This window comes from Desulfofundulus sp. JL263-se (genome assembly GCF_056316025.1).
The window spans coordinates 2,807,290-2,829,989 of the sequence record NZ_CM149993.1 but is presented as its reverse complement, the minus strand read 5'-3'; the positions used below and the strand labels follow the sequence as shown (position 1 = coordinate 2,829,989).

Below are 22,700 nucleotides of genomic sequence, written 5' to 3'. Positions count from 1 at the left end.
TGGCAGGTGTTAACAGAAAAATGAGAAGCCCTTATGGATGGCGGCGCGGGGGTATATATTGGCTGTTTGCCGTGGTGGCCCTACTTTTGTTTTTCGGCGTTTTTTTTGCCGGCGGGGTGCTTGCCACCAATTATAAGCATTTAGGTAATTTTATTAAGGTATATTCCCTGGTCAGGTCTCAATACCTGGAGCCGGTGAACACTACAACTCTGGTGGACGGGGCTATTAAAGGAATGGTGGAGTCTCTGGAAGACCCTTACTCCGCTTATCTCGATCCCGAAACCTATGCCCATTTGCAGGAACAAATTCGCGGGACCTTTGGCGGGCTGGGTATACTGGTGGGGGTGACGGACAATTACCTTACCGTGATAAGAGCCTTTGAGGATACGCCGGCGGCAAAGGCGGGAATAAGGGCCGGTGATAAAATAGTATCCATTGACGGTAAGGATGCCCGGGGTATGGACCTGGAAACTGCGGTGGGGATTATGCGCGGCCCGGTTGGCACCCGTATTACCCTTTCTTTACTCCGGGAGGGGCGGGAAAAGCCCCTGAAGGTCACCCTGGTGAGGGAAGAAATCAGCGTGCCTACAGTGGAAGGGCGCATGATTGAAGGGACATCAATAGCCCACGTGGCCATTACTCAGTTTAACGAGAAAACTGCGGGAGAACTGGAAGAAACCCTGGCTCAATTAAAAGATCAGGGAATGAAAGCCTTAATCCTGGACTTGCGAAACAATCCCGGCGGGGAACTTTTGGCTGCCAAGGATGTGGCCGACAAGTTTGTTCCCGAAGGGCCAATAGTACATGTGGATTACCGTAAGGGCAAGGATTATACTTATAAGGCCGACGATAAGTACCTGGATATACCGCTGGTGGTGCTGGTTAACGGAAACAGTGCCAGTGCGGCGGAAATTGTAGCCGGGGCCATTAAAGATACTGGTTCCGGGAAATTGGTAGGTACCACTACCTTTGGCAAGGGAATAGTGCAGACCGTATTTCCCCTGGATAACGGCGCCGCTTTAAAGCTTACCACGGCCCGCTATCTCACTCCCGGCGGCCACAATATTCATAAAAAGGGTATCAGGCCGGATATTATTGTCGAGCAAAACCTGCAAAGTGGGAAGGATTTACAGCTACAAAAAGCAATTGATATTCTTAAGGGTTAAGCTTCCAACATCTGTATTTTTGATGGGGTGAAACGGTGTTTCCTTTTGGCCAGGTAATTCCCATGATTTTAATAAAAATGTTAACCATGCTGACCCAGCCCATTTTCTGGCTGGTTGTGGCTCTGGTTGCCCTGCAATACCGGCGCATGGCTTCCATAAAGGAAGATTTTTTCGGTATTAAGGCCGGCGGGGTCTGGAGGGATGTGGTAACAGCCACGGGTTTCGGCCTGGCCGGAGGGATTTTGGGCAGCGTTCTTATGGTGGTTGTCGGGCTTACCCTGAATGAGTCCGGGCTTGTATATCTCTGGCCGGTGGCCATATTACTGATGCTTATCAACGCAAGGTTTTTGTGCTTTGCCTATGCCGGGGGTATCCTGGCCCTGAGCAAGCTGCTTTTCGGTTTCCCTCCCGTAAATATTCCCCAGGTGCTTGCCCTGGTGGCCATTTTACACATGGTGGAAAGCCTTCTTATTTTGGTAAGCGGCCACCTGGGGGCCGTTCCTGCGTATTTTAAGGACCGCCGGGGCAATGTGGTGGGCGGCTTTACTTTGCAGAAATTCTGGCCCATCCCCATAGTGGCCCTGGCGGTGGTGGGAGCCGGAGGTGCTGCGGGCCAGGGTGTAAATATGCCTGAATGGTGGCCCCTTTTAAAGCCGGGAGTGGCCGGAGATCCTGAAAACCTGGTGTATGCATTGATTGCGGTGGTGGCGGGGCTGGGTTACGGTGACCTGGCTATTGCCAGAACTCCCCGGGAAAAAAGTAAATTATCCTCGGTTTTTCTGGCCGGGTACAGCATAATTCTACTGGTTTTGGCGGTAGTATCCGAGGCCTCAGGGATAATCGCCCTGGCAGCGGCAATATTTTCTCCCCTGGGACATGAAACGGTGATTCACCTGGGGCGAAAGATGGAGTTTGCCGGGGCCCCCCTTTACGCGCCCCACCCGGAAGGCCTGCGGGTGCTGGACGTGATTCCGGGGAGCCGTGCATGGCGGGCGGGAATTCGCTCCGGTGATGTATTGGTTTCCATTAACGGAATACCGGTACACACCCGGAGTCAACTTGAATATGCGCTAAGCTACTGGATGTGGGCGGTGGAGTTGGGTTACATCAGCATGAAGGACGGTACCTACCGGAGGGAATTGGTACCTTCTCCCCCTCCCGGACAACCCCTGGGACTTCTCCCCATACCGGAGGGCAATGAGCGCAATTATATGGAACTGGAAACCGCCGGGCCCCTGGGGCGCTGGTGGCGCAACTTCTGGGAAAGGGTGGCTGGAAGAAAGTAAGGGGGCAGTTAATGGCCATTTGGAGGGGAGAAGTCGGAATCGAACCACACTCCAGCCTGTTCTGCAGACCGGCCAGCGGGTTTGCAGTTCGTGGGGCTACCAGTCTGTTCTCTCCATCCAATGGACTCTGTAATGGTTCAGCTAGATCTCATCCGGAAGGTTTTACCGTATCTTTGGGTGGGCATTTTCTTCCTTGATCTCACCTTTAATTCCAACCATGACGGTTTCTAAAGGTATGTCTTTGCCGTTTTTCCTTAAGGCTTCTTTAGTAATGTGTACCAGGCCATAACAGCAGGGAACTTCCATGTAGATGACTTTTAAGCTATTTAAGTTAGAATTTTGTATTATCTGCTTGATTTTGCTTTCATAAGCGGTACTGTCGTTGAGTTTTGGGCAGCCGACGGCAATCGCTTTTCCTTTTAAGTAGTCGTTATGAAGTTTGGGGTAGGCAAAAGGAACACAATCTGCAACCAGGACTAAATCTGCATTTTGAAAATACGGCGCCGAAGGCGGAACCAGGTGAAGCTGGATCGGCCACTGGTTAAGCCCTGAAACTTCTCCCTCTTCTTTGTCTTTCCAGTGCATTACCTGGGCTGAAGGGCAGGAGAAGGTAGTATGGTGCTGGTGGAGTTCGTGTTCATGGGTCTTTAGGTGCTGAAGGTGTTTTTCTAAAAGTTCGGGCGACTTTTCCCGGAGATGGGCGATTACTCCTTCCTTGTCGTACTTTTCTGCCTCTCTTTCTTCAATAGCCAGCGCACCTTGGGGACATTCGCCAATACATGCCCCGAGGCCGTCACAAAAACTTTCTTTGACGAGTTTTGCCTTTCCATCAACGATCTGAAGTGCTCCTTCCGGACAGCCGGGAAGACAAAGCCCGCACCCGTTGCATTTTTCTTCGTTAATCTTAATAATTTTTCTTTTTATCATTATTGATTATCATCCTTTCTTTTAGGGGTCAGCAGCTGCTTGTCTTTCGTTTATCAGCCTGTTGTATAATTCCTCGCCGACACACTGCTTTGCATGTTTACACCTGTATGCACGACTCAATGTCGTTATAGACCGTGAACCCGCACTTGTGGCACTTTACCCGCACGTCATTGGAAAAAACTTCAACCTTTTCCTCCGCAGTCCGGACACTTCTTTATTTTTAGAGTAGGCGTGTCGGCAGCTGAGCCCGGGCACCTGCTAAACATGTAGCCACCACCTTTTTTTAAGGCGGGTAATTTAAAACAAAATGCGGGGAGTGTAGATTTAAACCTGTTTTTGGTTAAGCATCTCAGCGAAATCAACTTCAGGCTTATCAATAAGCTTTAGGTCAAAAGCGTCTTGTAATATTTTGAGTACTCCCGGGGTGATAAATGCCGGGGGTCTCGGTCCTAAATAAATCTTTTTAATGCCCAGGTGGAACAATGTCAGCAGTATGGCAACCGCCTTTTGCTCAAACCAGGAAAGCACCAGGGAAAGAGGAAGCTCGTTAACGCTGCATTTAAATGCTTCGGCCAGCGCGGTGGCAATTTGTACCGCCGAGTAGGCGTTGTTGCACTGACCGATATCTATCAGTCGGGGGATGCCGTCAATTGTTCCCATGTCCAGGTTGTTAAATCGGTACTTGCCGCAGGCCAGAGTTAAAATAACGCAGTCCTCCGGCACTATCTTAACGAATTCCGTGTAATAAGAATGGTTTTTAAGAGGCGAATCGCAGCCGGCGACCAGGAAGAAATGGCGGATCTTTCCTGCTTTAACCGCTCCGGTGATCTTTTCGGCCAGGCTGAGTACCGCCTTGTGATGAAAGCCCGTGGTGATTGCCGGGCCTTGTTTTTCAGGCAGCTTTGGCAGAGATAAGGCCTTTTCAATTACGGGTGTAAAGTCGCGATTTTCTATATGGGTTACCCCTTCCACTCCGGCTACGCCGGAGGTAAACAAGCGGTCTTTATACGACTCCCTGGGAATTAAAACGCAGTTAGTGGTGGCCACAATGGCGCCCGGAAATGCCTCGAAATCATCTTTTTGCTTAACCCACGAACCTCCCCAGTTCCCCACCAGGTGAGGGAATTTTTTAAGTTCCGGGTAGGCGTGGGCCGGGAGTAACTCACCGTTGGTGTAAATATTAATTCCTTTACCCTCGGTTTGCTTGAGCAGTTCGTAGAGATCCAGCAGGTCGTGGCCGGACACCAGTATGCCGTGCCCTTCTTTAGTTCCCGTGGGAACTGATGTCGGTTGCGGGTCGCCGAATTTTTCCGTGTGTGCCTTGTCGAGCAAGGCCATGGTTTTCAGGTTTATCTCACCGCACTTGAGAACCAGCTTTACCATGCGCTGCAGGTCAAAGTTGACATTTGTTAGGGTGGAGAAAAGGGCCTTACTTATGAAGTCGTCCACATCGGCATTCGAGTGGCCGAGTTCTCTGGCGTGGTAAGCATAAGCGGCAACACCCTTCAAGCCGGTAATCAAGATATCCTGCAGGCCGGCCAAGTCTTCGTTTTTACCGCATATGCCCTTTTTTGTGCAGCCAGACGCTGGAGTCTGTGAACACTGATAACAAAACATTATTCATTTCCCCTTTCATTTGATTTTAAAAATTAATACACGCAAAAGTGGTGCCACAAAAATTCTTTTGTAAGTGCGTGGTCCGATTTTTTAGGGCTCTTTTGAAATACCGCACCCTGGTTTTAAATTTTACGAGCACCGCTTAAACAAAAAATGTCTCACAAGATGTGAGACAAAATGAGGTAACATTCTTTTAAATCTTTAACAAGGGTGTCTCATTTAAAAATGAGATTGATGAGACAATGAGACAGTACTGAGTTTTAATGTTGATTTTGAAGAAACCGGTAAAGAGTGGCCCTTCCCACGCCGAGAATTTTGGCCGCCTTGGATTTATTTCCCCCGGCTTCCCAAAGTGCTTTTTGTACGGCTTCTGCATTTAGCTTTGTTTTACGAGCGGGGCTTTTGATAAAATTTTTATGTCCTTCAGATATTTCCGGGGGGAGGTGTTCCAAATTAATAAATTTTCCCCTGCATTTTACCAGGGCAAACTGTATGGCATTTTCCAATTGGCGTACATTGCCGGGCCAGTCATAGTCCATCATGGCGGAAAGGGCTTTATCAGATAAAAATATTTCCCGGTGGTTAGTCTCTAAAGTAAATTTATTTAAAAAATATTGAGCGAGAAGAGGGATGTCGTTTTTTCTTTCCCGTAAGGGCGGTAGTGTTATCGGCACAACACAGAGGCGGTAATACAGGTCTTCACGAAATTTTCCTTTTGCTATCATTTCTTTAAGATCACGGTTGGTGGCGCTAATTACGCGCACGTCCACCTTGATGGTCTTTTCGGCACCGACGCGTTCAAAGGTTCCTTCCTGTAGTACACGTAGAAGTTTAACCTGAGTAGAAAGGGGTAACTCTCCAACCTCGTCTAAAAAAATCGTTCCCCCATCGGCCAGCTCAAAACGCCCTTTTTTATCACGGATTGCACCTGTAAATGCACCCTTAACGTGGCCAAATAACTCGCTTTCCAGCGTTCCTTCGGGAAGGGCACCGCAATTTACGGGTACGAAAGGCTTGCCTGCCCGCAGGCTTTCATTGTGGATTGCCGCCGCCACCAGTTCTTTGCCGGTACCGGTTTCACCTTGGATTAAAACCGGTACCTGGGTATTGGCAACTTCGCGTATTAGATCAAATATCTGAATCATTTTGTGATCCCGGCCGATGATCCCGGCAAATTGCTGAATTTTACCCAGCCTGCTTTCCAGTTCCCGAACCCTTGTTTGATCACGGTAAGAAGCCAGTATGCCAATCATTTGACCGTCATTGTCCTTCATGGGTACTACCGACATTTCGATATTTTTTCTTTCCCCGTCCCTGGTGATAATGTCTAAAGGATAATTGTTGGACGAATTGGTCGGCCTGCATACTCCCTTTTCACGAAAAGAGCATTTTCCCCCGCAAAAACTGCCCGGAAATACATCATGGCAGTCTCGGCCGAGGACTTCTTCCCTGCTGTAGCCGGTAATTTTTTCAGCGCCGCTGTTAAAGTAAAATATTCTGCGGTACATGTCATGGGCAACTATTCCTTCAGTAAGGTTGTTCAAAATGAGTTCGGCATTATTTTTTAAGGTAACCAGGGCTTCAAAGTAGCCGTTTTTAAATAAATCAGTCACCAGCCTTTTTATTTCATCGCGAGTTTGTCTGAAAGTTTCTAATAATTTTTTTTCATCTTTTTCTTTTAATTTTGCAGGGTCGGGCAGGTTCCAAAAGATCATACCGGGAATACCTTGAAATACGGGATATTTTTCCTTTACTTTTTCACTGAGAACAACCACCACGTCAAACAGCTGAATGCCCAGGTCTTTTATTCTTTTGGAAGTATGTTTGGATATGTCGATTCCCGCTTCAAACATTACTTTTACGGCATAGGTATTTATTTTATTTTTGTTTAACCCCGCACTCGCCACTTTAACACCGGGCGGTGCAATTGCCCGGGCAAAGCCTTCCGCCATCTGGCTGCGGCAGGAGTTATTTTCCCCGACAAATAAAAGTTTGTGTTTCTGCATAATAAACACCTCTGAATAAAGTTTACCCTAAGGATTGTCCCACTCGACCAGGGCTGTGCGTTCAGCCCTGGTCAGATCAGTACAATTTTGCTTTTAAATTCAGGTGAGAAGCATTTCCGAACAGACATTTGCATCTTAAGACCCCTTAATTTCATGTCCAAAATCTTGGTTCCATTATATCCGGTCACGTTCATTCATAGAAGTCTTTACTGTTGCCAATTAATTTTTGTAGAAATTGCCGTTGACAGTGCTGAATAACAGGGGCTATAATCGAGTAAAAGAACCAAGAAGGTTCTGGCACCGCTTAAGTCATACAGCTTAATATAACGGCAGAAAATTTGGGGCCACGGAGGTCCGTCCTTAAAGGGCGTGTACATCCCTGGCTTTTTTTACATGGAGCTGTATGGCCGTGTATATATTTATGGAGGTGAAGTTAGCGTGTGTGAGGCTAATGCATATATCCGTAAGGGCGACCAGGAGGAGCTCTTTTTGGAAATGGTTGACCGCGTTATCCCCCATGAAGACGGGTTAATGTTGGAAGACATTTTTGGCCGCCGTAAAATTATCAAGGCCAGGATTGCCGAATTGGCCCTGGTGGATCACAGGATTATTCTGGAAAAGGAAGAATAGCCGGCTGTAAAATGCCTGCCTGAATTTGGCAGGCATTTTTTTGTCCTTTAAATGCTTGACTGAATTAAAACTAAACCGGTGAATTAACATAATATTGTTATACGCAGGAATATTAATAGGGGGTGCCGTCGTGCTGTCGCCAAGTTTGGAAGATTACCTGGAAGAAATCTACCGCTTTTCATTGCACAGTAATGTGGTAAGGGTTAGTGATATTGCAGACTGCCTGAATGTGACTCTGCCTTCGGTTAATAACGCTATCCGTAAATTACACGAGAAAAATTATTTGATATATAAAAAATATAAAGATTTGGTGCTGACGGAGAAAGGGCGCAGGGTGGGAAAATTTCTCGTTGACAGAAACAATATATTGCAGAAGTTTTTAAAAGTTATAAATTCCCAGTGTGACATAAAAGCGGAAGCAGAGGCTATGGAACACTATTTAACCCTTCCTACCATAAGGGCCATAGAAAATCTGCTGGATTTTTTAGAAAGTAACGAGGAGTGCCGGGAGAAGTTTTTAGAGCATTGCCGTTACCGGAAAAGAAAGGGCCTGGGCTTGAAGGATGAATATAAGGAATAGGTGGGGAGATGGCGATAATTGCCGCTCCCTATTTTTTTCTGCTCCCGGCGTGTAACACAGGGGAACAAAGTAACATATTATTCTTATTGTCAGCGTTGTTAGACGCCGTTAACATTCTTAATCAACACTAAAAGTAGGGGAGGACTTGTAATGGCCGGCTCGACAACGTTAAATAATATGCCCGACGGCTCCTTTGCCCTGGTAAGCAAAGTTATGGCCGAAGGCCCAGCCCGGAAAAGGTTAATGGATCTGGGATTGGTGCCCGGTACCCGGGTGGAGGTGATACGCCGCAGCCCCATGGGTGATCCCATCGCTTTTAAAATTCGCGGGGCAATAATTGCCCTTCGTAAAGAAGAATCCAGTAAGGTGCTGGTAAGATACTGCAAAGGTTAAATATAAGGAGGATGTCAATGGGATTAACCTACCGGTCAACCGGAACACTGGCCATAAGAGAGATATTTAATATACCGGTTTCTGAAAACCAGCCTGTAATTGCCCTGGCCGGAAACCCCAATACCGGTAAAAGCACTTTATTTAATAATTTAACGGGTTTGCGCCAGCATACCGGTAATTGGCCCGGCAAAACAGTATTGCAAACCAAAGGTAGCTTTATCCATGAAGGCCGGAAGTATACCTTGGTTGACTTGCCCGGTACCTATTCGCTACTGGCCAATTCTGTTGAAGAGCAGGTGGCCAGAGATTTTATATGCTTTGCCAGGCCCGATGCCACCGTGGTGGTGGTTGACGCTACGTGCCTGGAGCGGAATTTAAATTTGGTGCTGCAGGTTATGGAAATTACTGAAAAAGTCATTGCTTGCGTAAATCTAATTGATGAAGCCCGGCGTAAAAAAATTTACGTTAATGTCGACAAATTAAGTAAAGCATTGGGTATACCCGTTGTGGCAACAGCAGCCCGCAGCGGTGAAGGTATACCCCGGTTATTGGATGTTGCAAGTAAAGTGGTATCGGGACATATAAAGCCGAAACCGAAGCTTGTACGGTATACCCCGGAAGTAGAAGATGCCGTATGTCAATTAGAGCCTAAAATCAAGGCCGCACTAGGTGAGGAGTTGAATTCCCGCTGGGTAGCCCTGCGCTTGCTTGAAGGAGACATAACTTTGATCCGGGCCTTGGAGAAGTTTTTCGATAAACAAATTCAGGCGGCCCGGGAGGTGTTGGCATGAATTATCAAACACCTCTGGGCCCCCTGGTGGAAGAAGCAAGGAAAATTACCGGCCCGCGGCAGGATAAAATGCGGGACAGTATTGTTAAGAGCATTTATAATGCAGCTGAAAATATTGCCGCCGGCGCCGTAAGCTGCCAAACGCAGAAGGGAACTGACTGGGACCGCAAAATTGACGATATATTAACTTCCCCTGTTTGGGGGTTCCCTATAATGTTTGGGCTATTATCGGTGGTATTGTGGGTGACCATTGCGGGTGCCAATTACCCGTCAACTTTACTGGCCGGAGGATTGTTCTGGATAGAAAACCGGCTAACGGAACTCTTTACGGTTCTTGGTGCCCCGGCCTGGCTGCACGGCTTCCTGGTATTGGGTGTCTACCGGGGGCTGGCCTGGGTAGTATCGGTTATGCTGCCCCCCATGGCCATTTTCTTCCCCTTGTTTACCTTGCTGGAGGACGCGGGCTATCTGCCCCGGGTGGCTTTTAACCTGGACCGCTTCTTCAAAAAGGCCGGTGCCCACGGCAAGCAGGCTCTTACCATGAGTATGGGTTTCGGCTGTAATGCCGCGGGCGTAATAGCTTGCCGCATCATCGAGTCGCCCCGGGAGCGGCTGATTGCCACCCTTACCAATGTTTTCGTACCGTGCAACGGCCGGTTCCCCACATTAATTGCCCTGGCTACCATTTTTATCGGCGGGCCGGCGGCATGGTCCCTCAGCAGCGCAGCGGCAACTTTGGCGGTAGCCGGCCTGGTAGTATTGGGTATTGCCATCACTTTATTTGTTTCCTGGCTCCTTTCTAAAACACTGTTAAGAGGGGAATCTTCTTCGTTTACGCTGGAACTCCCGCCTTACAGGAGGCCTCAGATTGGTCAGGTAATAGTTCGCTCCATACTTGACCGGGTCATATTTGTGCTTGCCCGGGCGATGATTATTGCCGCTCCCGCCGGCGGCATAATCTGGATACTGGCCAATACTGCAGTAGGGGAGAACAACATTCTGGCTACTATAGCGGGCTGGCTGGATCCCTTTGCCAGGTACATGGGCCTGGATGGTTTTATTTTGCTGGCCTTTATATTGGGCTTGCCGGCCAATGAAATTGTTTTTCCCATCCTGATCATGAGTTATGTTTCCGGCAGCGCTCTAATGGAACTGGACAGTTTGGCAGCTCTGCGTCATCTTCTAGTTGACCAACACGGGTGGACCTGGTTAACGGCTCTCTGTACCATGCTGTTTTCCCTTTGCCACTGGCCCTGCGGCACCACTCTTTTTACCATCCAGCGGGAACAGCATAGCTGGCGCTGGACAGTCGCGGCCGCCCTTATCCCCACGGCGGTAGGCATGGTGGTGTGTATCACTGTCAATTACTTGGCCCGGGGTTTGGGACTGGTATAAAAAAAGGCTGTTGATAAAAAATGCAGTCAACAGCCTTTTTTTTTTGGTTTTGGGAAGACTCTTTTAAATTCTTAATAGCGCTTCTTCCAACCTGTTATCAAGGAAGGTTGTATGCTTCCGCCACCGGGCGACAGATCAGCATGCTGCCCACTGTATTTATTCCCTTGGCCAGGGCGGGATTATCCTCCGCCGCTTTCCGGTAACCCTTTGGGGCTGGTTCAATAATATAGGGGAGGGTGGCGTTGGTCAGGGTAAAGGTTGAAGTTTTTGTGTATCTATTACGTAAAAGTTTAATTTTCTCTTTCCCGTGTTGATACTGTTTTTTTAAATCCCACTTTCGGTTTTGGGTTGCAACTTTTCAATGTCCAGGCTGTAAGGCCTGCTTCGCGGGCCTTTTTGAGTAAGCCTGTAAAACGTTTTTCGGTAGCGTTTAAGTTGTAAATGGCGTAATCGATCATGTCGCTGTCAGCGTAATTTATGGCCTCCCGGGCCCATCTCCAGTCCCGAAGTGCTTCCTCTATTTCTGCCAGGATACCGGTAGGCCTCTTTCTAAACGGGCCAAGCCGGTCCAGAAAAAGCCTGAAAAGTTGCACTATTTTTTTTAACAGCGCAGAAAGCATAATTACACCTCCGGCATTACATATTTATGCAGCCGGACAGGCATTAAGAAGTGCGAAAAATACCATACTATGTAAATAAGGATAAAGAGGTAAAGTCGGGGGTGTATGCATGCGCCGCTACCGCTTAGTAATATTATCTATTAGTGTACTTATTCTTTTATTTCTGGCCGGGTGTCCGGAGAGGGGGCAGAGGAAGCCTGTTGCCTTTCCCACCAAAATTGCCGTGAGCCTGGCCGATATGAGCAGGGACGGCAACCGGATTATTAAAAAGATTATGCAAGAGCGCCGGAAAAAAGAGCAACTGGACATTACTTTCATGGATGCCAGAAATGATCCTGCCGAGCAGGAAAAGCATATTGATAAAATGATCCAAGATAAGGTTAAGGCAGCTGTTATTCAATTTGTTGATCCCGCATCAGCCCCCCGGCTGGTGCAGAAATTAAAGCAGGAAAATATAAAGGTTGTGGCCCTGGAGAATTTACCCGTTAATACTCCCGTGGACGGCTACATAGCCTCCAATCACACCCGGGCTGGTGAGCTGCAGGTCCGTTTTATCCAGGAAGCGTTAACTTTAGCCTCCCAAGGCGGCGGGCAACAAAGGCAGCAGGGCCAGCCAGACGGCAGGCAGCAAGGTCAGCAGGATCCGGCCCAGGTCACCCGGGCCGTAGACCCTGCCCTGGCTTTCCAACTTCCCCGGTCCCGCCCCCTAAAAGTATTGATTTTGCAGGGTGATAACAAGGATCGGGCCGCCCGGGAAATTACGGCGGCAAATGTGGAGGCCGTCAAGGCCAACCCGGATTTAAGTCTATTGATGGTGCAGGATCATCCCCGCTGGGACCCGGCGCTGGCTACGGCCACCCTTTCGCAGCTCATGGCTTCCGACAAGCAACCGGATGTGGTTCTGGCCAATGATAGTTCCCTGGCCATGGCGGCAGTACAATTTTTTAAGCAGGCCGGAATGGATAAGAACGTTATCACGGTAGGTGTCGGGGCGGATAAAAGGGCCTCCCAGGCGGTGATGAGCGGGGAGCATGACGGTGAAGTGGACCCCATGCCCGAAATGCTGGGCCAGTATGCTTTGGATGCTGCCGGCGCCCTGGCCAAAGAGGGGTACTGGCAATTTGACCGTTATGTGCAAAACGGAGACTACGACGTGCCGGCCAAAATCGTCCCCGTCCGCCTGATCGGCAGAAATAATATATATTTGCTCCAGAACCGGTGGAAAGGTTTGAAGAAACAGCAAGAGCGGCAGCAGCGGGGCGGCGGGCAAAGCGGGCAGAGTGGCGGTCAACAGGACCAACAAGCCGGCGGGCAACAGGGACAGCAGGGCCAGGGGGGAACCACCCTTAAAATAACCACCCAGGAAGGTAAGGTTATGGAAGTAAAGATAGACGGAACTATTAAGAAAATTGAAAGCGTGGAAGAACGAGGAAAGGAGCAGGAAGGCGGGCAAACTGGAGGTTAAAGTGGGAAATATATGTAACCTGCTTTTAAAAATATTGATGATCGCCAGCGGGCGAATGTAATGTGCGAATTTAAGTGGAATAAATACCTGCCTTTACCGGCAGGTATTTATGTTTTGATATAATAAGTTGTAAGGCTTTATCGAAAGCGGTGATATCCTCTCCCAAATTCATTGGGGAGAGGATATCACTTGTATGTTATAATGTAATGTAAGTTTTTGTAATTAAAAACAGGATACAATATTTTTTATCCTGTTCCAGTGTTTTTTAGGCAGAAGGTGATACGGTGGAGTTCAAGCTTTATTCTAATTTCGAGCCCCGGGGGGACCAGCCCCAGGCTATAGAGCAGTTAGTTAGCGGTATCGAAAAGGGATACCGGCACCAAACCCTGCTGGGGGCCACCGGCACCGGGAAAACTTATACTATGGCCCAGGTGATTCAAAGGATACAGCGCCCCACCCTGGTGCTGGCCCCCAATAAGACCCTGGCTGCCCAGCTCTGCAGCGAGTTTAAGGAGTTCTTCCCTGAAAATGCGGTTGAATATTTTGTCAGCTATTATGATTATTATCAGCCCGAGGCCTATGTGCCTCAAACGGACACCTACATTGAAAAGGATGCCTCCATTAACGATGAAATAGACAAGCTGCGCCACTCGGCCACTTGTGCCCTGTTTGAGCGCAGGGACGTTATTATCGTGGCCAGCGTGTCCTGTATTTACGGGCTGGGCGACCCCGAGGAATACAGCACTCTGGTGCTTTCCCTGCGCCGGGGAGGAACTTATGACCGGGATGCCGTGCTCAGGAAACTGGTGGACATCCAGTACGAGCGCAACGACGTGAACTTTACCCGGGGCAAGTTCCGGGTGCGGGGGGACGTGGTGGAAATATTTCCCGCCGGTAATGCCGAGCACGCCATCCGGGTGGACTTTTTCGGCGACGAAGTGGAGCGCCTGGTGGAGTTTGACGTGCTGACCGGCGAGATACTTGGCGAGCGGCAGCACGTATCCATTTTCCCTGCCAGTCACTATGCCATATCCCGGGGGCGGCTGGAAGCCGCCCTGCAATCCATAGAGAAGGAACTGGAAGAGCGGCTGGCCGAGCTCAACAGGCAGGGCAAGTTGCTGGAGGCCCAGCGATTGGAACAACGTACCCGGTACGACATGGAAATGATGCGGGAAATGGGATATTGCCAGGGCATTGAGAACTATTCCCGGCACCTTACTGGGAGAGCCCCGGGGGAGCCGCCGTATACCTTGCTGGATTATTTCCCGGACGATTTTATAATTTTTGTAGATGAATCGCACGTGGCCATACCCCAGCTGCGGGCAATGTACGCGGGAGACCGCTCCCGGAAGCAGGCGCTGGTGGAATACGGTTTCAGGCTGCCGTCGGCCTTTGACAACCGCCCTCTTACCTTCGAGGAGTTTGTCCAGCGGATAAATCAGATAATCTATGTATCCGCCACTCCGGGGGATTATGAACTGGAACAAAGCAGCCAGGTTGTAGAGCAGATAATCCGGCCCACCGGGCTGGTTGACCCTGAAATTTCAGTGCGCCCGACGGAAGGACAAATTGATGACCTGCTGGGGGAAATAAGAAAGCGGGTGGAAAACAGGGAACGGGTTTTGGTGACTACACTGACCAAAAAGATGGCCGAGGATTTAACCGATTATTTCCGGGAAATGGGCGTCAAGGTTCGCTACATGCACTCGGATATCAATACCATTGAGCGCATGGAAATTATACGGGATTTGCGCCTGGGCGTCTTTGACGTGCTGGTGGGCATCAACCTCCTCCGGGAGGGCCTTGACCTGCCCGAGGTCAGCCTGGTGGCCATACTGGATGCCGACAAGGAAGGCTATTTGCGCTCCGAGCGCTCGCTGATCCAGACCATCGGCCGCGCGGCCCGTAACGTCCACGGGAAGGTGATCATGTACGCCGACAGGATTACCGGTTCCATGGACCGGGCCATAAAGGAGACCGAGCGCCGCCGCAAGAAGCAAATTGAATTTAACAAAAAACACGGAATAACTCCCCAAACCGTCAAAAAGGCGGTGCGGGAAATAATCGAGGCCACCCGGGCCGCCGAACCGGAGGTACCTTACGTTACCAAGCACGATAAAAAGCTGACTAAGAAAGAAATCAAGAAGCAAATAGCCCGGCTGGAAAAGGAAATGCAGCAATCTGCCCGCAAGCTGGAATTTGAGAAGGCCGCCCAGCTGCGGGATATGATTATCGAACTGCGCCTGGAACTGCGGGGTAAGAGTAAGTACGTGGAGCCTTCCGTAGGGTAAAATTTATGCGGTTTCAGATAATGAGCTGGAGGAAGGAAGAATGCTGGAAAAAATAAAAGTAAAGGGTGCAAGGGTCCACAACCTTAAGAATATAGACGTGGAAATTCCCAGGAATAAGCTGGTTGTCATTACCGGGCTTTCCGGTTCCGGAAAATCTTCCCTGGCCTTTGATACCATTTATGCCGAAGGGCAGCGGCGCTACGTGGAATCCCTTTCGGCCTATGCCCGCCAGTTTTTAGGACAGATGGATAAGCCCGATGTGGATTATATAGAGGGCCTTTCCCCCGCCATTTCTATTGACCAGAAAACCACTTCCCATAATCCCCGCTCCACGGTAGGTACGGTAACGGAAATCTATGATTACCTTCGCCTTTTGTTTGCCCGGGTGGGGCGCCCGCACTGCCCGGGCTGCGGCAGGCCCATTGCCAGGCAGACGGTGCAGCAAATGGTGGACCGCCTGCTGGAACTCCCCGAGGGAACCCGGCTACAGCTCCTGGCCCCGGTGGTCAGGGGGAGAAAGGGCACACACGTAAAGGTTTTGGAGGAAATTCGCCGGGAAGGTTTTGTTCGCGTGCGGGTGGACGGCCGGGTGATGGATGTAAACGAGGAAATTTCCCTGGATAAAAATAAAAAACATACCATTGAAATAGTGGTGGACAGGATAATAATCCGCCCCAATTCCGCCCGGCGCCTGGCCGATTCCCTGGAAGTGGCCCTGAAGCACAGCGGCGGCCTGGCGGTGGCCTCGGTGGTGGATGGGGAGGAAATACTTTTCAGCGAACTTTTTGCCTGTGCCGACTGCGGCTTCAGCTTGCCGGAAATTACGCCCCGGCTGTTTTCTTTTAACAGCCCTTACGGGGCGTGTCCCGCATGCACCGGCTTGGGGATTAAGAAAGAAGTGGACCCGGATTTGATTATTCCCGACCGCCGCAAGTCCATTGCCGGTGGGGCCATTGAGGGCTGGATAAAGAGCACCAACGCTTACCGCTACCTGGAAGCGGTGGCCCGGAAATATAGCTTTAGTTTGGACGTGCCTGTGCAAGATATGGATCCCCGGGACCTGGACAAGATCCTTTACGGCACCGGCAGGGAGCCGGTGGACGTGGAACTTGTGGATACCTTCGGGCGCCGGCACCGGTACCGCACACCCTTTGAGGGCGTAATAAATAACCTGGCCCGGCGTTACCGGGAAACAACATCCGAGTACCAGCGGGAAGAAATAGAGAAATATATGAGCACCAGACCCTGCCCGGCCTGTAAGGGGGCCCGGCTGAGGCCCGAGGCCCTGTCGGTCAAGGTGGGCGGTAAGGCCATTAACGAAGTGACCGCTATGCCGGTGTCGGAGGCCAGTAAGTTTTTGGAAAACCTGGAGCTTACCCGGCGGGAAAGAATTATAGGCCGCCAGGTGCTCAAGGAAATACAAGAGCGGTTGGGTTTCCTGGTGAATGTGGGCCTGGATTACCTCACCCTGGACCGGGCGGCGGGAACCCTTTCCGGAGGGGAGGCCCAGCGCATTCGCCTGGCCACCCAAATAGGGAGCGGCCTTACGGGTGTGCTGTATATCCTGGATGAGCCCAGTATCGGCCTGCACCAGCGGGACAATCACCGGCTTCTGAAAACATTATTGCACCTGCGGGATGTGGGAAACACTTTAATCGTGGTGGAGCACGACGAGGATACCATTCGCATGGCCGATCACATTGTGGATATCGGTCCGGGGGCCGGGGTGGAGGGAGGCCGGGTGGTGGCCCAGGGTACGGTGGAGGATATTATGGCCGAGCCCAGGTCCCTGACCGGACAGTACCTTAGCGGGAAGAAATTTATTCCCGTGCCGCCGGCGCGCAGGCCGGGAAACGGTAAGGGAATTGAAGTAATCGGGGCTAAAGCCCATAATTTAAAGGAAATAGACGTTTATTTTCCCCTGGGAACTTTTATTTGTGTAACCGGGGTTTCGGGATCCGGCAAGAGCACCCTGGTGAACGAAGTTTTATACAAGAAGCTGGTCCAGGAACTGCACGGGGCTAAGGTAAAGCCAGGAGAGTGCAGGGAAATCCGGGGCTTGGAGCACCTGGACAAAGTCATCGAGGTGGACCAGTCACCCATCGGCCGCACCCCGCGGTCCAACCCGGCCACCTATACCGGGGTCTTTAACGATATCCGGGAATTATTTGCCCAAACTCCCGAGTCCCGGGTGCGGGGCTACAAGCCCGGGCGCTTCAGCTTTAATGTCAAGGGCGGGCGGTGCGAGGCCTGCCGAGGGGACGGCATTATAAAAATAGAAATGCACTTTTTGCCTGACGTTTACGTCCCCTGTGAGGTCTGCAAGGGGCGCCGGTATAACCGGGAAACCCTGGAGGTAACCTACAAGGGCAAAAATATTGCCGACGTGCTGGACATGACTGTAAACCAGGCGGTGGAATTCTTCAAGCACATACCCAAGATTCACCGCAGGTTGAAAACCCTGCAGGACGTGGGCCTGGGATATATCCGGCTGGGCCAGCCAGCCCCGGAACTTTCCGGGGGCGAGGCCCAGCGGGTGAAATTGGCCACCGAGCTGTCAAGGCGCTCCAACGGCAGGACTTTTTACATCCTGGACGAGCCTACCACCGGGCTGCACACAGCCGACATTCACCGCCTGCTGAACGTGCTGCACCGCTTGGTTGACGCCGGGGACACGGTGGTGGTTATCGAGCACAACCTGGACGTTATTAAAACAGCCGATTATGTTATAGATTTAGGCCCTGAAGGGGGAGACAGGGGTGGAACCGTGGTGGTCGCCGGCACTCCCGAAGAAGTAGCTGCCACCCCGTCTTCCTATACGGGCCAATATCTTAAGAAGGTTCTCAAATCCGGGCAGGCCCAATTTTCTTTAAAGGTAGCATTATCTGATGATACCATTGGAGGAATGGGGGACACAGGGGCGGGGTTGGACCACCTCAAGGGGGTGATAAAGTGACGTTACAGGATAAACTGTCTTACCTGCCGGAAAAGCCCGGCGTTTATTTATTCAAGGACAAAAACGGGGAAGTCATCTATGTCGGCAAAGCCGTTTCCCTGAAAAACAGGGTGCGCAGCTACTTTCGCAAGGAAGCGGGAAAAATCCCCAAGGTGCGGGCCATGATGAATAGGGCGGCGGACCTGGACTATATAGTCACCGATACCGAGGTGGAGGCGTTAATCCTGGAATCCAACTTGATTAAGGAATACCGCCCCCGCTACAATGTTTACCTGCGGGATGACAAGAGCTATCCTTTCTTGAAAGTCACCCTTAACGAGGAATTTCCCCGGGTTTTTATAACCAGGCGACTTTTAAAGGACGGGGCCCGTTACTTCGGCCCCTATACCAGGGTGAGCGCGGTGCACGAAACCCTGCGCCTTTTGAAAAAACTTTTCCCTTTCCGCTCCTGCAAGCAGAAAAATCCGGCCCCCAAGGGCCGGCCGTGCCTGAATTACCATATAAAGCGCTGCCTGGGACCCTGCTCCGGCCTGGTGGATAAAGATGAATACCGGGAAATGATTAACCAGGTGGTACTGTTTTTGGAAGGCCGGCAGGAAGAAGTAATTAAAAACCTGAAGGCCCGCATGGAAAAGGCTGCGGAAAACCTGGAGTTTGAAAAGGCAGCGGAGATAAGGGACCAGCTGCGGGCGGTTGAGGAAGTGGTGGAAAAGCAAAAGGTACTTTCCTCGGGGCAGGAGGACCAGGATGTGGTGGCCATGGGACGGGGCACGTCGGCGGTATGCGTTATGGTGTTTTTTATCCGGGGGGGAAAGCTCATCGGGCGGGACCACTTTATTCTGGACGGAACGGAACACCTGGAGCGGGCTGAAATTCTTACTTCTTTTCTCAAGCAATATTACCACCGGGCGGAATTTATTCCCCGGGAAATACTGGTGGAGGAGTTGCTGGAAGAAGAAATAGATCTGCTCTCCCGGTGGCTTTCGGAGCGCCGGGGCGGTAAGGTGTATATAAGGGTTCCCCGCCGGGGAGAGAAAAGGAAACTGGTGGAAATGGCTGGAAAAAATGCCCTGCTGGTGCTGCAGGAAGAAGAGGCCGGCCGGCTTGTTCGCCGGGAGGATACGAGGGAGGCGCTGGAGGAATTGGCCGGGACCCTGGAGCTGGAAGAATTTCCGGAGCGGCTGGAGTGTTACGATATTTCCAACATCCAGGGGACCAGCGCCGTTGCCTCCATGGTTGTTTTCGAGGGAGGCAGGCCGGCCAGGGGCCAGTACCGCAAGTTTAAGATAAAAACCGTAGAAGGGGCCGATGATTACGCGGCTATGCGAGAAGTTATAAAACGCCGTTTTACCAGGGCCAAAGAGGAAAAGGAATTGATTAACACCGGTCAATTATCCACCAAAGAAGCAAAATTTTACCGCCTGCCCCAGATGGTGCTGGTGGACGGCGGTAAGGGGCAGCTTTCAGCCGCAATATCTGCCATGCAGGAGACAGGCTATGATTACATTCCCGCTTTCGGGCTGGCTAAAGGGGAGGAATTAATTTTTATACCGGGAAAACCGGAACCGGTGAGGTTGCCGGGGGGCTCAAGGGCCCTGCACCTGCTGCAGCGGCTGCGGGACGAAGCTCACCGCTTTGCCGTGACTTATCACCGCAAAGTGCGAGATAAAAAGACCTTGCGCTCCCTTCTGGACGAGGTGGAGGGTATAGGGCCCAAAAGGCGCCGGGAATTGTTGAAAGCCTTTGGTACCATAGAGGAAATTAAAAAGGCCAGTATAAAAGAACTGGCTGCGGTTCCCGGCATGAATTGCCGGGCTGCCGAGGCGGTTTATAATTTTTTCCGGCGGACCGGGCGGTAAACTGCCGGTTACGGTTTTTCGCTATTCTTTGAGTGTTTTTACGTAAGCTTTTAAGACCGTGGTAACAAATTCAATATGCTGGGATCCCATACTGCTTATTCTGTAAAGTAATTGCATTAGTTCGGCAGGCAGTTTTTTGTCCGGTGAATCAACGAATAACAGGTATGGCTCAACATCGAGGGTATCTGCAACTTTTTCGATAAGTTCCACGGACGGGTTTTTTTGTCCACGTTCAAGATATCCCCAATAGGAGGGGGTAAAGCCGGCACGGAGTGCCGCTTTTTTTTGAGTTAATCCCTGTTGTCGCCTGAGGCGGCGTATATTTTCACCAATAATTTTTTTCAGCATGGAATTTCCTCATGTAAATCTCCGCAAATTTTCCAAGATTTTGGAACAAAAAGACCAATTAATTACACTGCCGGTTTAGTTTTATTGAAATTTGTCGCCCGGTAGTTGTATAATAATTCCTGTAGTTCAAAATATCTGTTTCACAAAGGCAAACTACATCGAAAGAGTAGGGCGCAAAGCCATGGGTCTAAAGTGCGTACAAGCACCATGATCGCCAGGCTGCGGGAGAAACAGTGTTATTTTTAACTATAGTATGTATTCCCCCCTGCCTCGATGAATATGCCTTGTGTTACCGTGGGGGTAAAAAAATTGCACTTCAATCCGGAACTTGTCAAAACCATTTTAAAAGGGTTTTCCGAAGATTTGCTCGAACATTCTCGCAACGTGTGTTATTTATCCATAAAATTGGCCGAATATCTCGGCCATACTTCCGAGCAAATAAAAACACTGGCCGTTGGTGCTTTGCTCCATGACATCGGTAAAAGCTGCATTGATGAAGGTATTTTAAATAAACCCGGCAGGCTAACAGGAAAAGAATTTGCGGTTATTAAACAACATACGGTTTTAGGTGCTAAAATGATCAGCCAGTTTAAAAATGCCCGCAGGTACCTGCCCATAATTCTTTATCACCATGAGCGCTGGGACGGAAAGGGTTATGAAGGCCTGTCCGGGGAAGAAATACCGGAACTAGCTCGTATTGTAACCATAACAGACGCATTTGATGCCATGACCAGTTCTCGCCCCTACCAGGAAACAAGAACGTTAACCGGTGCCCTGCAAGAATTGAACGCAAATAAAGGTACCCAGTTTGCACCGTATTTGGTGGAAGCATTTGAAACATTTATACTGGATTTTTTGAAAAACCGTTACAATGTGCGGAATTTTGGTGAATATTTAGATATTGATATTCTTCTCCGTGGCATAGGTTGAAAAGAGGTTTTTATGGTGGATAAGAAGAAAGTAGGTTCCGGCAGAAGGAAAGCTGAGCTGGAAGTCCATTTTTCCGAATTTGACCTTCCTCCAATGCAGGATGTGTTGTTAATTGGCAGGCGTGCACCCATAGGTCCCGAGGCGGTGCGAAGGATGGTGGATGCCCTCGCTCCCGGGCAGTATGAGATAATACCAGTCCAGGACAGCCCTGTAGAAGCCGTAGTTGTCAAAAGCATTCTTTTTAACTGGATATCACGGGATATATTGCTCGATTTCATACTTGAAGAAGCTAACAAATTAACCAGTGAAGAATCTTTGATTAAAGCAAAAATAAGTGTTACAGTTTCCGTTTCAAAGGAAGTTGATCTGTAGATGTTTCGTGTAAAAGATATCATGACAACTCCAGTGTTTACAATTGGCCCCGGAGAAAGTGTTTTGCAGGCCGCAAAATATATGCAGAGGCATGATATAGGGGGACTGCCGGTTGTTGAAAATGAAAATCTGGTGGGTATTATCACATCAAGGGATGTACGGTTCCACCATCCCAACAGGATTGTAGCCGATGCAATGACCAGGAGGGTAATTTGTTGCTCGGCACTGGATACAACCTGGGATGCCGCCGGTTTAATGGAAGAGCACAAGATCGAACGTTTACCGGTATTGGAAAACGGCAAATTGGTGGGAATTCTAACCAAGGCCCAATTAGTGAAGTATACCAGTCAATTGTACGACCCGCTTACCGGGGCTTATAATTCTGCATACATATATCGACTTGCCGCCGGGATATTAAGCAAAGGGCAGCAGATTTCCGTCATTTTACTTGATATTGATAATTTCGGGGAGTTAAACAAAAAGTACGGGCATATTTACGGTGACAGGTGCCTCAAGGAGATAGCGAGAATACTGCGGGAAAATACGGAACAGGGACGCGACTATGTGTGCAGGTACGGCGGTGACGAGTTTGTCATCGTCACCCTTAAAAAACTCGAAGAAGCCGAGACCCTCACAAGTGAAGTTATAAGTAAAATAGCCGCTGAAACTTCCGGGTTCGGGGTCCCCGTTACCGTATCGGCGGGTATTTGCGCTGCCGGCAGTAAATTTCCCGGCAAGGCAAAAAATTTTTACGAAGTCGTGGAAAATGCAATCAACAGATCAAGCTTGGCATCAACAAAGGCGAAAAGGCTTAATAAAGGGTATATTGTGGAATAAATGCCGGAGTACTCTCATCCCCCGCTTTTTCTAGTTCCTTTTTCGGTAGTAGAGCTCACACAAAGGCCCTCCCGAAAAACTCACCAACCCGGAGTTCCTTATTTCTAACCTCAACCCACTTTTTCCTCCGGAGAATATACTCACCTTTCGGGGGAAATTTTCCAAGTTAAATCCTGCTTGTTAAAGATAATACTTTCGTGGAAAAATTCTCCCAAATTTGGGAGAAATTTTC

At 49.9% G+C, this 22,700-nt stretch carries 20 protein-coding genes and 1 riboswitch; of the genes, 14 read left to right on the top strand and 6 right to left on the bottom strand.

The features are described 5' to 3' along the window. Nucleotides 1–20: 20 nt before the first annotated feature. Together ACX4JR_RS14675 and ACX4JR_RS14670 are read left to right on the top strand one after the other, a co-directional pair. Nucleotides 21–1,166 carry a S41 family peptidase gene (locus ACX4JR_RS14675; RefSeq protein WP_476058756.1) on the top strand — a complete coding sequence of 382 codons (1,146 nt, stop codon included), beginning with the start codon at nucleotides 21–23 and terminating at the stop codon, nucleotides 1,164–1,166. Between the two features lie 35 nt (nucleotides 1,167–1,201). After that, nucleotides 1,202–2,452: a PDZ domain-containing protein gene (locus ACX4JR_RS14670; protein WP_476058755.1), complete on the top strand. Its 1,251-nt coding sequence runs from the start codon at nucleotides 1,202–1,204 to the stop codon at nucleotides 2,450–2,452. Nucleotides 2,453–2,614: 162 nt separating this feature from the next. Here the strand turns inward: ACX4JR_RS14670 and ACX4JR_RS14665 are convergent, their stop codons facing one another. From ACX4JR_RS14665 to ACX4JR_RS14655, 3 genes are all read right to left on the bottom strand, one after another. Next, nucleotides 2,615–3,379: an ATP-binding protein gene (locus ACX4JR_RS14665; protein ID WP_476058754.1), complete on the bottom strand. Its 765-nt coding sequence runs from the start codon at nucleotides 3,377–3,379 to the stop codon at nucleotides 2,615–2,617. 324 nt (nucleotides 3,380–3,703) lie between these two features. Beyond that, nucleotides 3,704–4,996, bottom strand: a complete 1,293-nt coding sequence (hcp, locus tag ACX4JR_RS14660) for a hydroxylamine reductase (RefSeq protein WP_476058753.1) — start codon at nucleotides 4,994–4,996, stop codon at nucleotides 3,704–3,706. Nucleotides 4,997–5,256: 260 nt separating this feature from the next. Next, complete coding sequence (locus tag ACX4JR_RS14655; RefSeq protein ID WP_476058752.1) at nucleotides 5,257–7,002, bottom strand: sigma 54-interacting transcriptional regulator; 1,746 nt, start codon at nucleotides 7,000–7,002, stop codon at nucleotides 5,257–5,259. A gap of 438 nt (nucleotides 7,003–7,440) precedes the next feature. Here ACX4JR_RS14655 and ACX4JR_RS14650 point away from each other — a divergent pair, with 438 nt between their 5' ends. The 5 genes from ACX4JR_RS14650 (at nucleotide 7,441) to ACX4JR_RS14630 (ending at nucleotide 10,790) form a co-directional block, all read left to right on the top strand. After that, complete coding sequence (locus ACX4JR_RS14650; protein WP_476058751.1) at nucleotides 7,441–7,632, top strand: CooT family nickel-binding protein; 192 nt, start codon at nucleotides 7,441–7,443, stop codon at nucleotides 7,630–7,632. 130 nt (nucleotides 7,633–7,762) lie between these two features. After that, the gene (locus ACX4JR_RS14645) at nucleotides 7,763–8,212 is read left to right on the top strand and encodes an iron dependent repressor, metal binding and dimerization domain protein (RefSeq protein WP_476058750.1); all 450 of its coding nucleotides are present in this window, start codon (nucleotides 7,763–7,765) and stop codon (nucleotides 8,210–8,212) included. A gap of 150 nt (nucleotides 8,213–8,362) precedes the next feature. After that, on the top strand, nucleotides 8,363–8,605 hold the full coding sequence (locus ACX4JR_RS14640; protein WP_476058749.1) for a FeoA family protein: 243 nt from the start codon (nucleotides 8,363–8,365) through the stop codon (nucleotides 8,603–8,605). Nucleotides 8,606–8,622: 17 nt separating this feature from the next. Then, entirely contained in the window at nucleotides 8,623–9,396 is a 774-nt protein-coding gene (locus tag ACX4JR_RS14635; RefSeq protein WP_476058748.1) for a FeoB small GTPase domain-containing protein, read from the top strand. Further along, nucleotides 9,393–10,790, top strand: coding sequence for a nucleoside recognition domain-containing protein (locus ACX4JR_RS14630; protein WP_476058747.1), 1,398 nt, complete (start codon nucleotides 9,393–9,395; stop codon nucleotides 10,788–10,790). Before ACX4JR_RS14635 ends, ACX4JR_RS14630 begins: the two co-directional genes overlap by 4 nt. 97 nt (nucleotides 10,791–10,887) lie before the next feature. Here the strand turns inward: ACX4JR_RS14630 and ACX4JR_RS14625 are convergent, their stop codons facing one another. Together ACX4JR_RS14625 and ACX4JR_RS14620 are read right to left on the bottom strand one after the other, a co-directional pair. Continuing rightward, nucleotides 10,888–11,085, bottom strand: a complete 198-nt coding sequence (locus ACX4JR_RS14625; protein WP_476060579.1) for a hypothetical protein — start codon at nucleotides 11,083–11,085, stop codon at nucleotides 10,888–10,890. Further along, nucleotides 11,081–11,410: a DUF2508 family protein gene (locus tag ACX4JR_RS14620; protein WP_476058746.1), complete on the bottom strand. Its 330-nt coding sequence runs from the start codon at nucleotides 11,408–11,410 to the stop codon at nucleotides 11,081–11,083. Before ACX4JR_RS14620 ends, ACX4JR_RS14625 begins: the two co-directional genes overlap by 5 nt. Before the next feature lie 109 nt (nucleotides 11,411–11,519). Between ACX4JR_RS14620 and ACX4JR_RS14615 the strand changes: the two genes are divergently transcribed. From ACX4JR_RS14615 to uvrC, 4 genes are all read left to right on the top strand, one after another. Further along, complete coding sequence (locus ACX4JR_RS14615) at nucleotides 11,520–12,875, top strand: sugar ABC transporter substrate-binding protein (RefSeq protein WP_476058745.1); 1,356 nt, start codon at nucleotides 11,520–11,522, stop codon at nucleotides 12,873–12,875. Between the two features lie 284 nt (nucleotides 12,876–13,159). Next, nucleotides 13,160–15,166: an excinuclease ABC subunit UvrB gene (gene uvrB / locus ACX4JR_RS14610; RefSeq protein ID WP_476058744.1), complete on the top strand. Its 2,007-nt coding sequence runs from the start codon at nucleotides 13,160–13,162 to the stop codon at nucleotides 15,164–15,166. Between the two features lie 40 nt (nucleotides 15,167–15,206). After that, nucleotides 15,207–18,122 carry an excinuclease ABC subunit UvrA gene (gene uvrA / locus ACX4JR_RS14605; RefSeq protein ID WP_476058743.1) on the top strand — a complete coding sequence of 972 codons (2,916 nt, stop codon included), beginning with the start codon at nucleotides 15,207–15,209 and terminating at the stop codon, nucleotides 18,120–18,122. Then, on the top strand, nucleotides 18,119–19,981 hold the full coding sequence (uvrC, locus tag ACX4JR_RS14600) for an excinuclease ABC subunit UvrC (protein WP_476058742.1): 1,863 nt from the start codon (nucleotides 18,119–18,121) through the stop codon (nucleotides 19,979–19,981). Before uvrA ends, uvrC begins: the two co-directional genes overlap by 4 nt. A 21-nt stretch (nucleotides 19,982–20,002) precedes the next feature. Here the strand turns inward: uvrC and ACX4JR_RS14595 are convergent, their stop codons facing one another. Then, nucleotides 20,003–20,329: a helix-turn-helix domain-containing protein gene (locus ACX4JR_RS14595; protein WP_476058741.1), complete on the bottom strand. Its 327-nt coding sequence runs from the start codon at nucleotides 20,327–20,329 to the stop codon at nucleotides 20,003–20,005. Between the two features lie 137 nt (nucleotides 20,330–20,466). After that, a riboswitch (cyclic di-GMP riboswitch) is annotated at nucleotides 20,467–20,556 on the top strand. Between the two features lie 82 nt (nucleotides 20,557–20,638). Between ACX4JR_RS14595 and ACX4JR_RS14590 the strand changes: the two genes are divergently transcribed. Genes ACX4JR_RS14590 through ACX4JR_RS14580 form a run of 3 tightly spaced genes read left to right on the top strand, consistent with a single transcriptional unit; the run spans nucleotide 20,639 to nucleotide 22,468 of the window. Next, a complete protein-coding gene (locus ACX4JR_RS14590) occupies nucleotides 20,639–21,259 on the top strand; it encodes an HD-GYP domain-containing protein (protein WP_476058740.1) in 621 nt (206 codons plus the stop codon). A gap of 12 nt (nucleotides 21,260–21,271) precedes the next feature. Further along, nucleotides 21,272–21,631: a hypothetical protein gene (locus tag ACX4JR_RS14585; RefSeq protein WP_476058739.1), complete on the top strand. Its 360-nt coding sequence runs from the start codon at nucleotides 21,272–21,274 to the stop codon at nucleotides 21,629–21,631. Nucleotides 21,632–21,652: 21 nt separating this feature from the next. Then, complete coding sequence (locus ACX4JR_RS14580) at nucleotides 21,653–22,468, top strand: GGDEF domain-containing protein (RefSeq protein WP_476058738.1); 816 nt, start codon at nucleotides 21,653–21,655, stop codon at nucleotides 22,466–22,468. Nucleotides 22,469–22,700 lie beyond the last annotated feature (232 nt).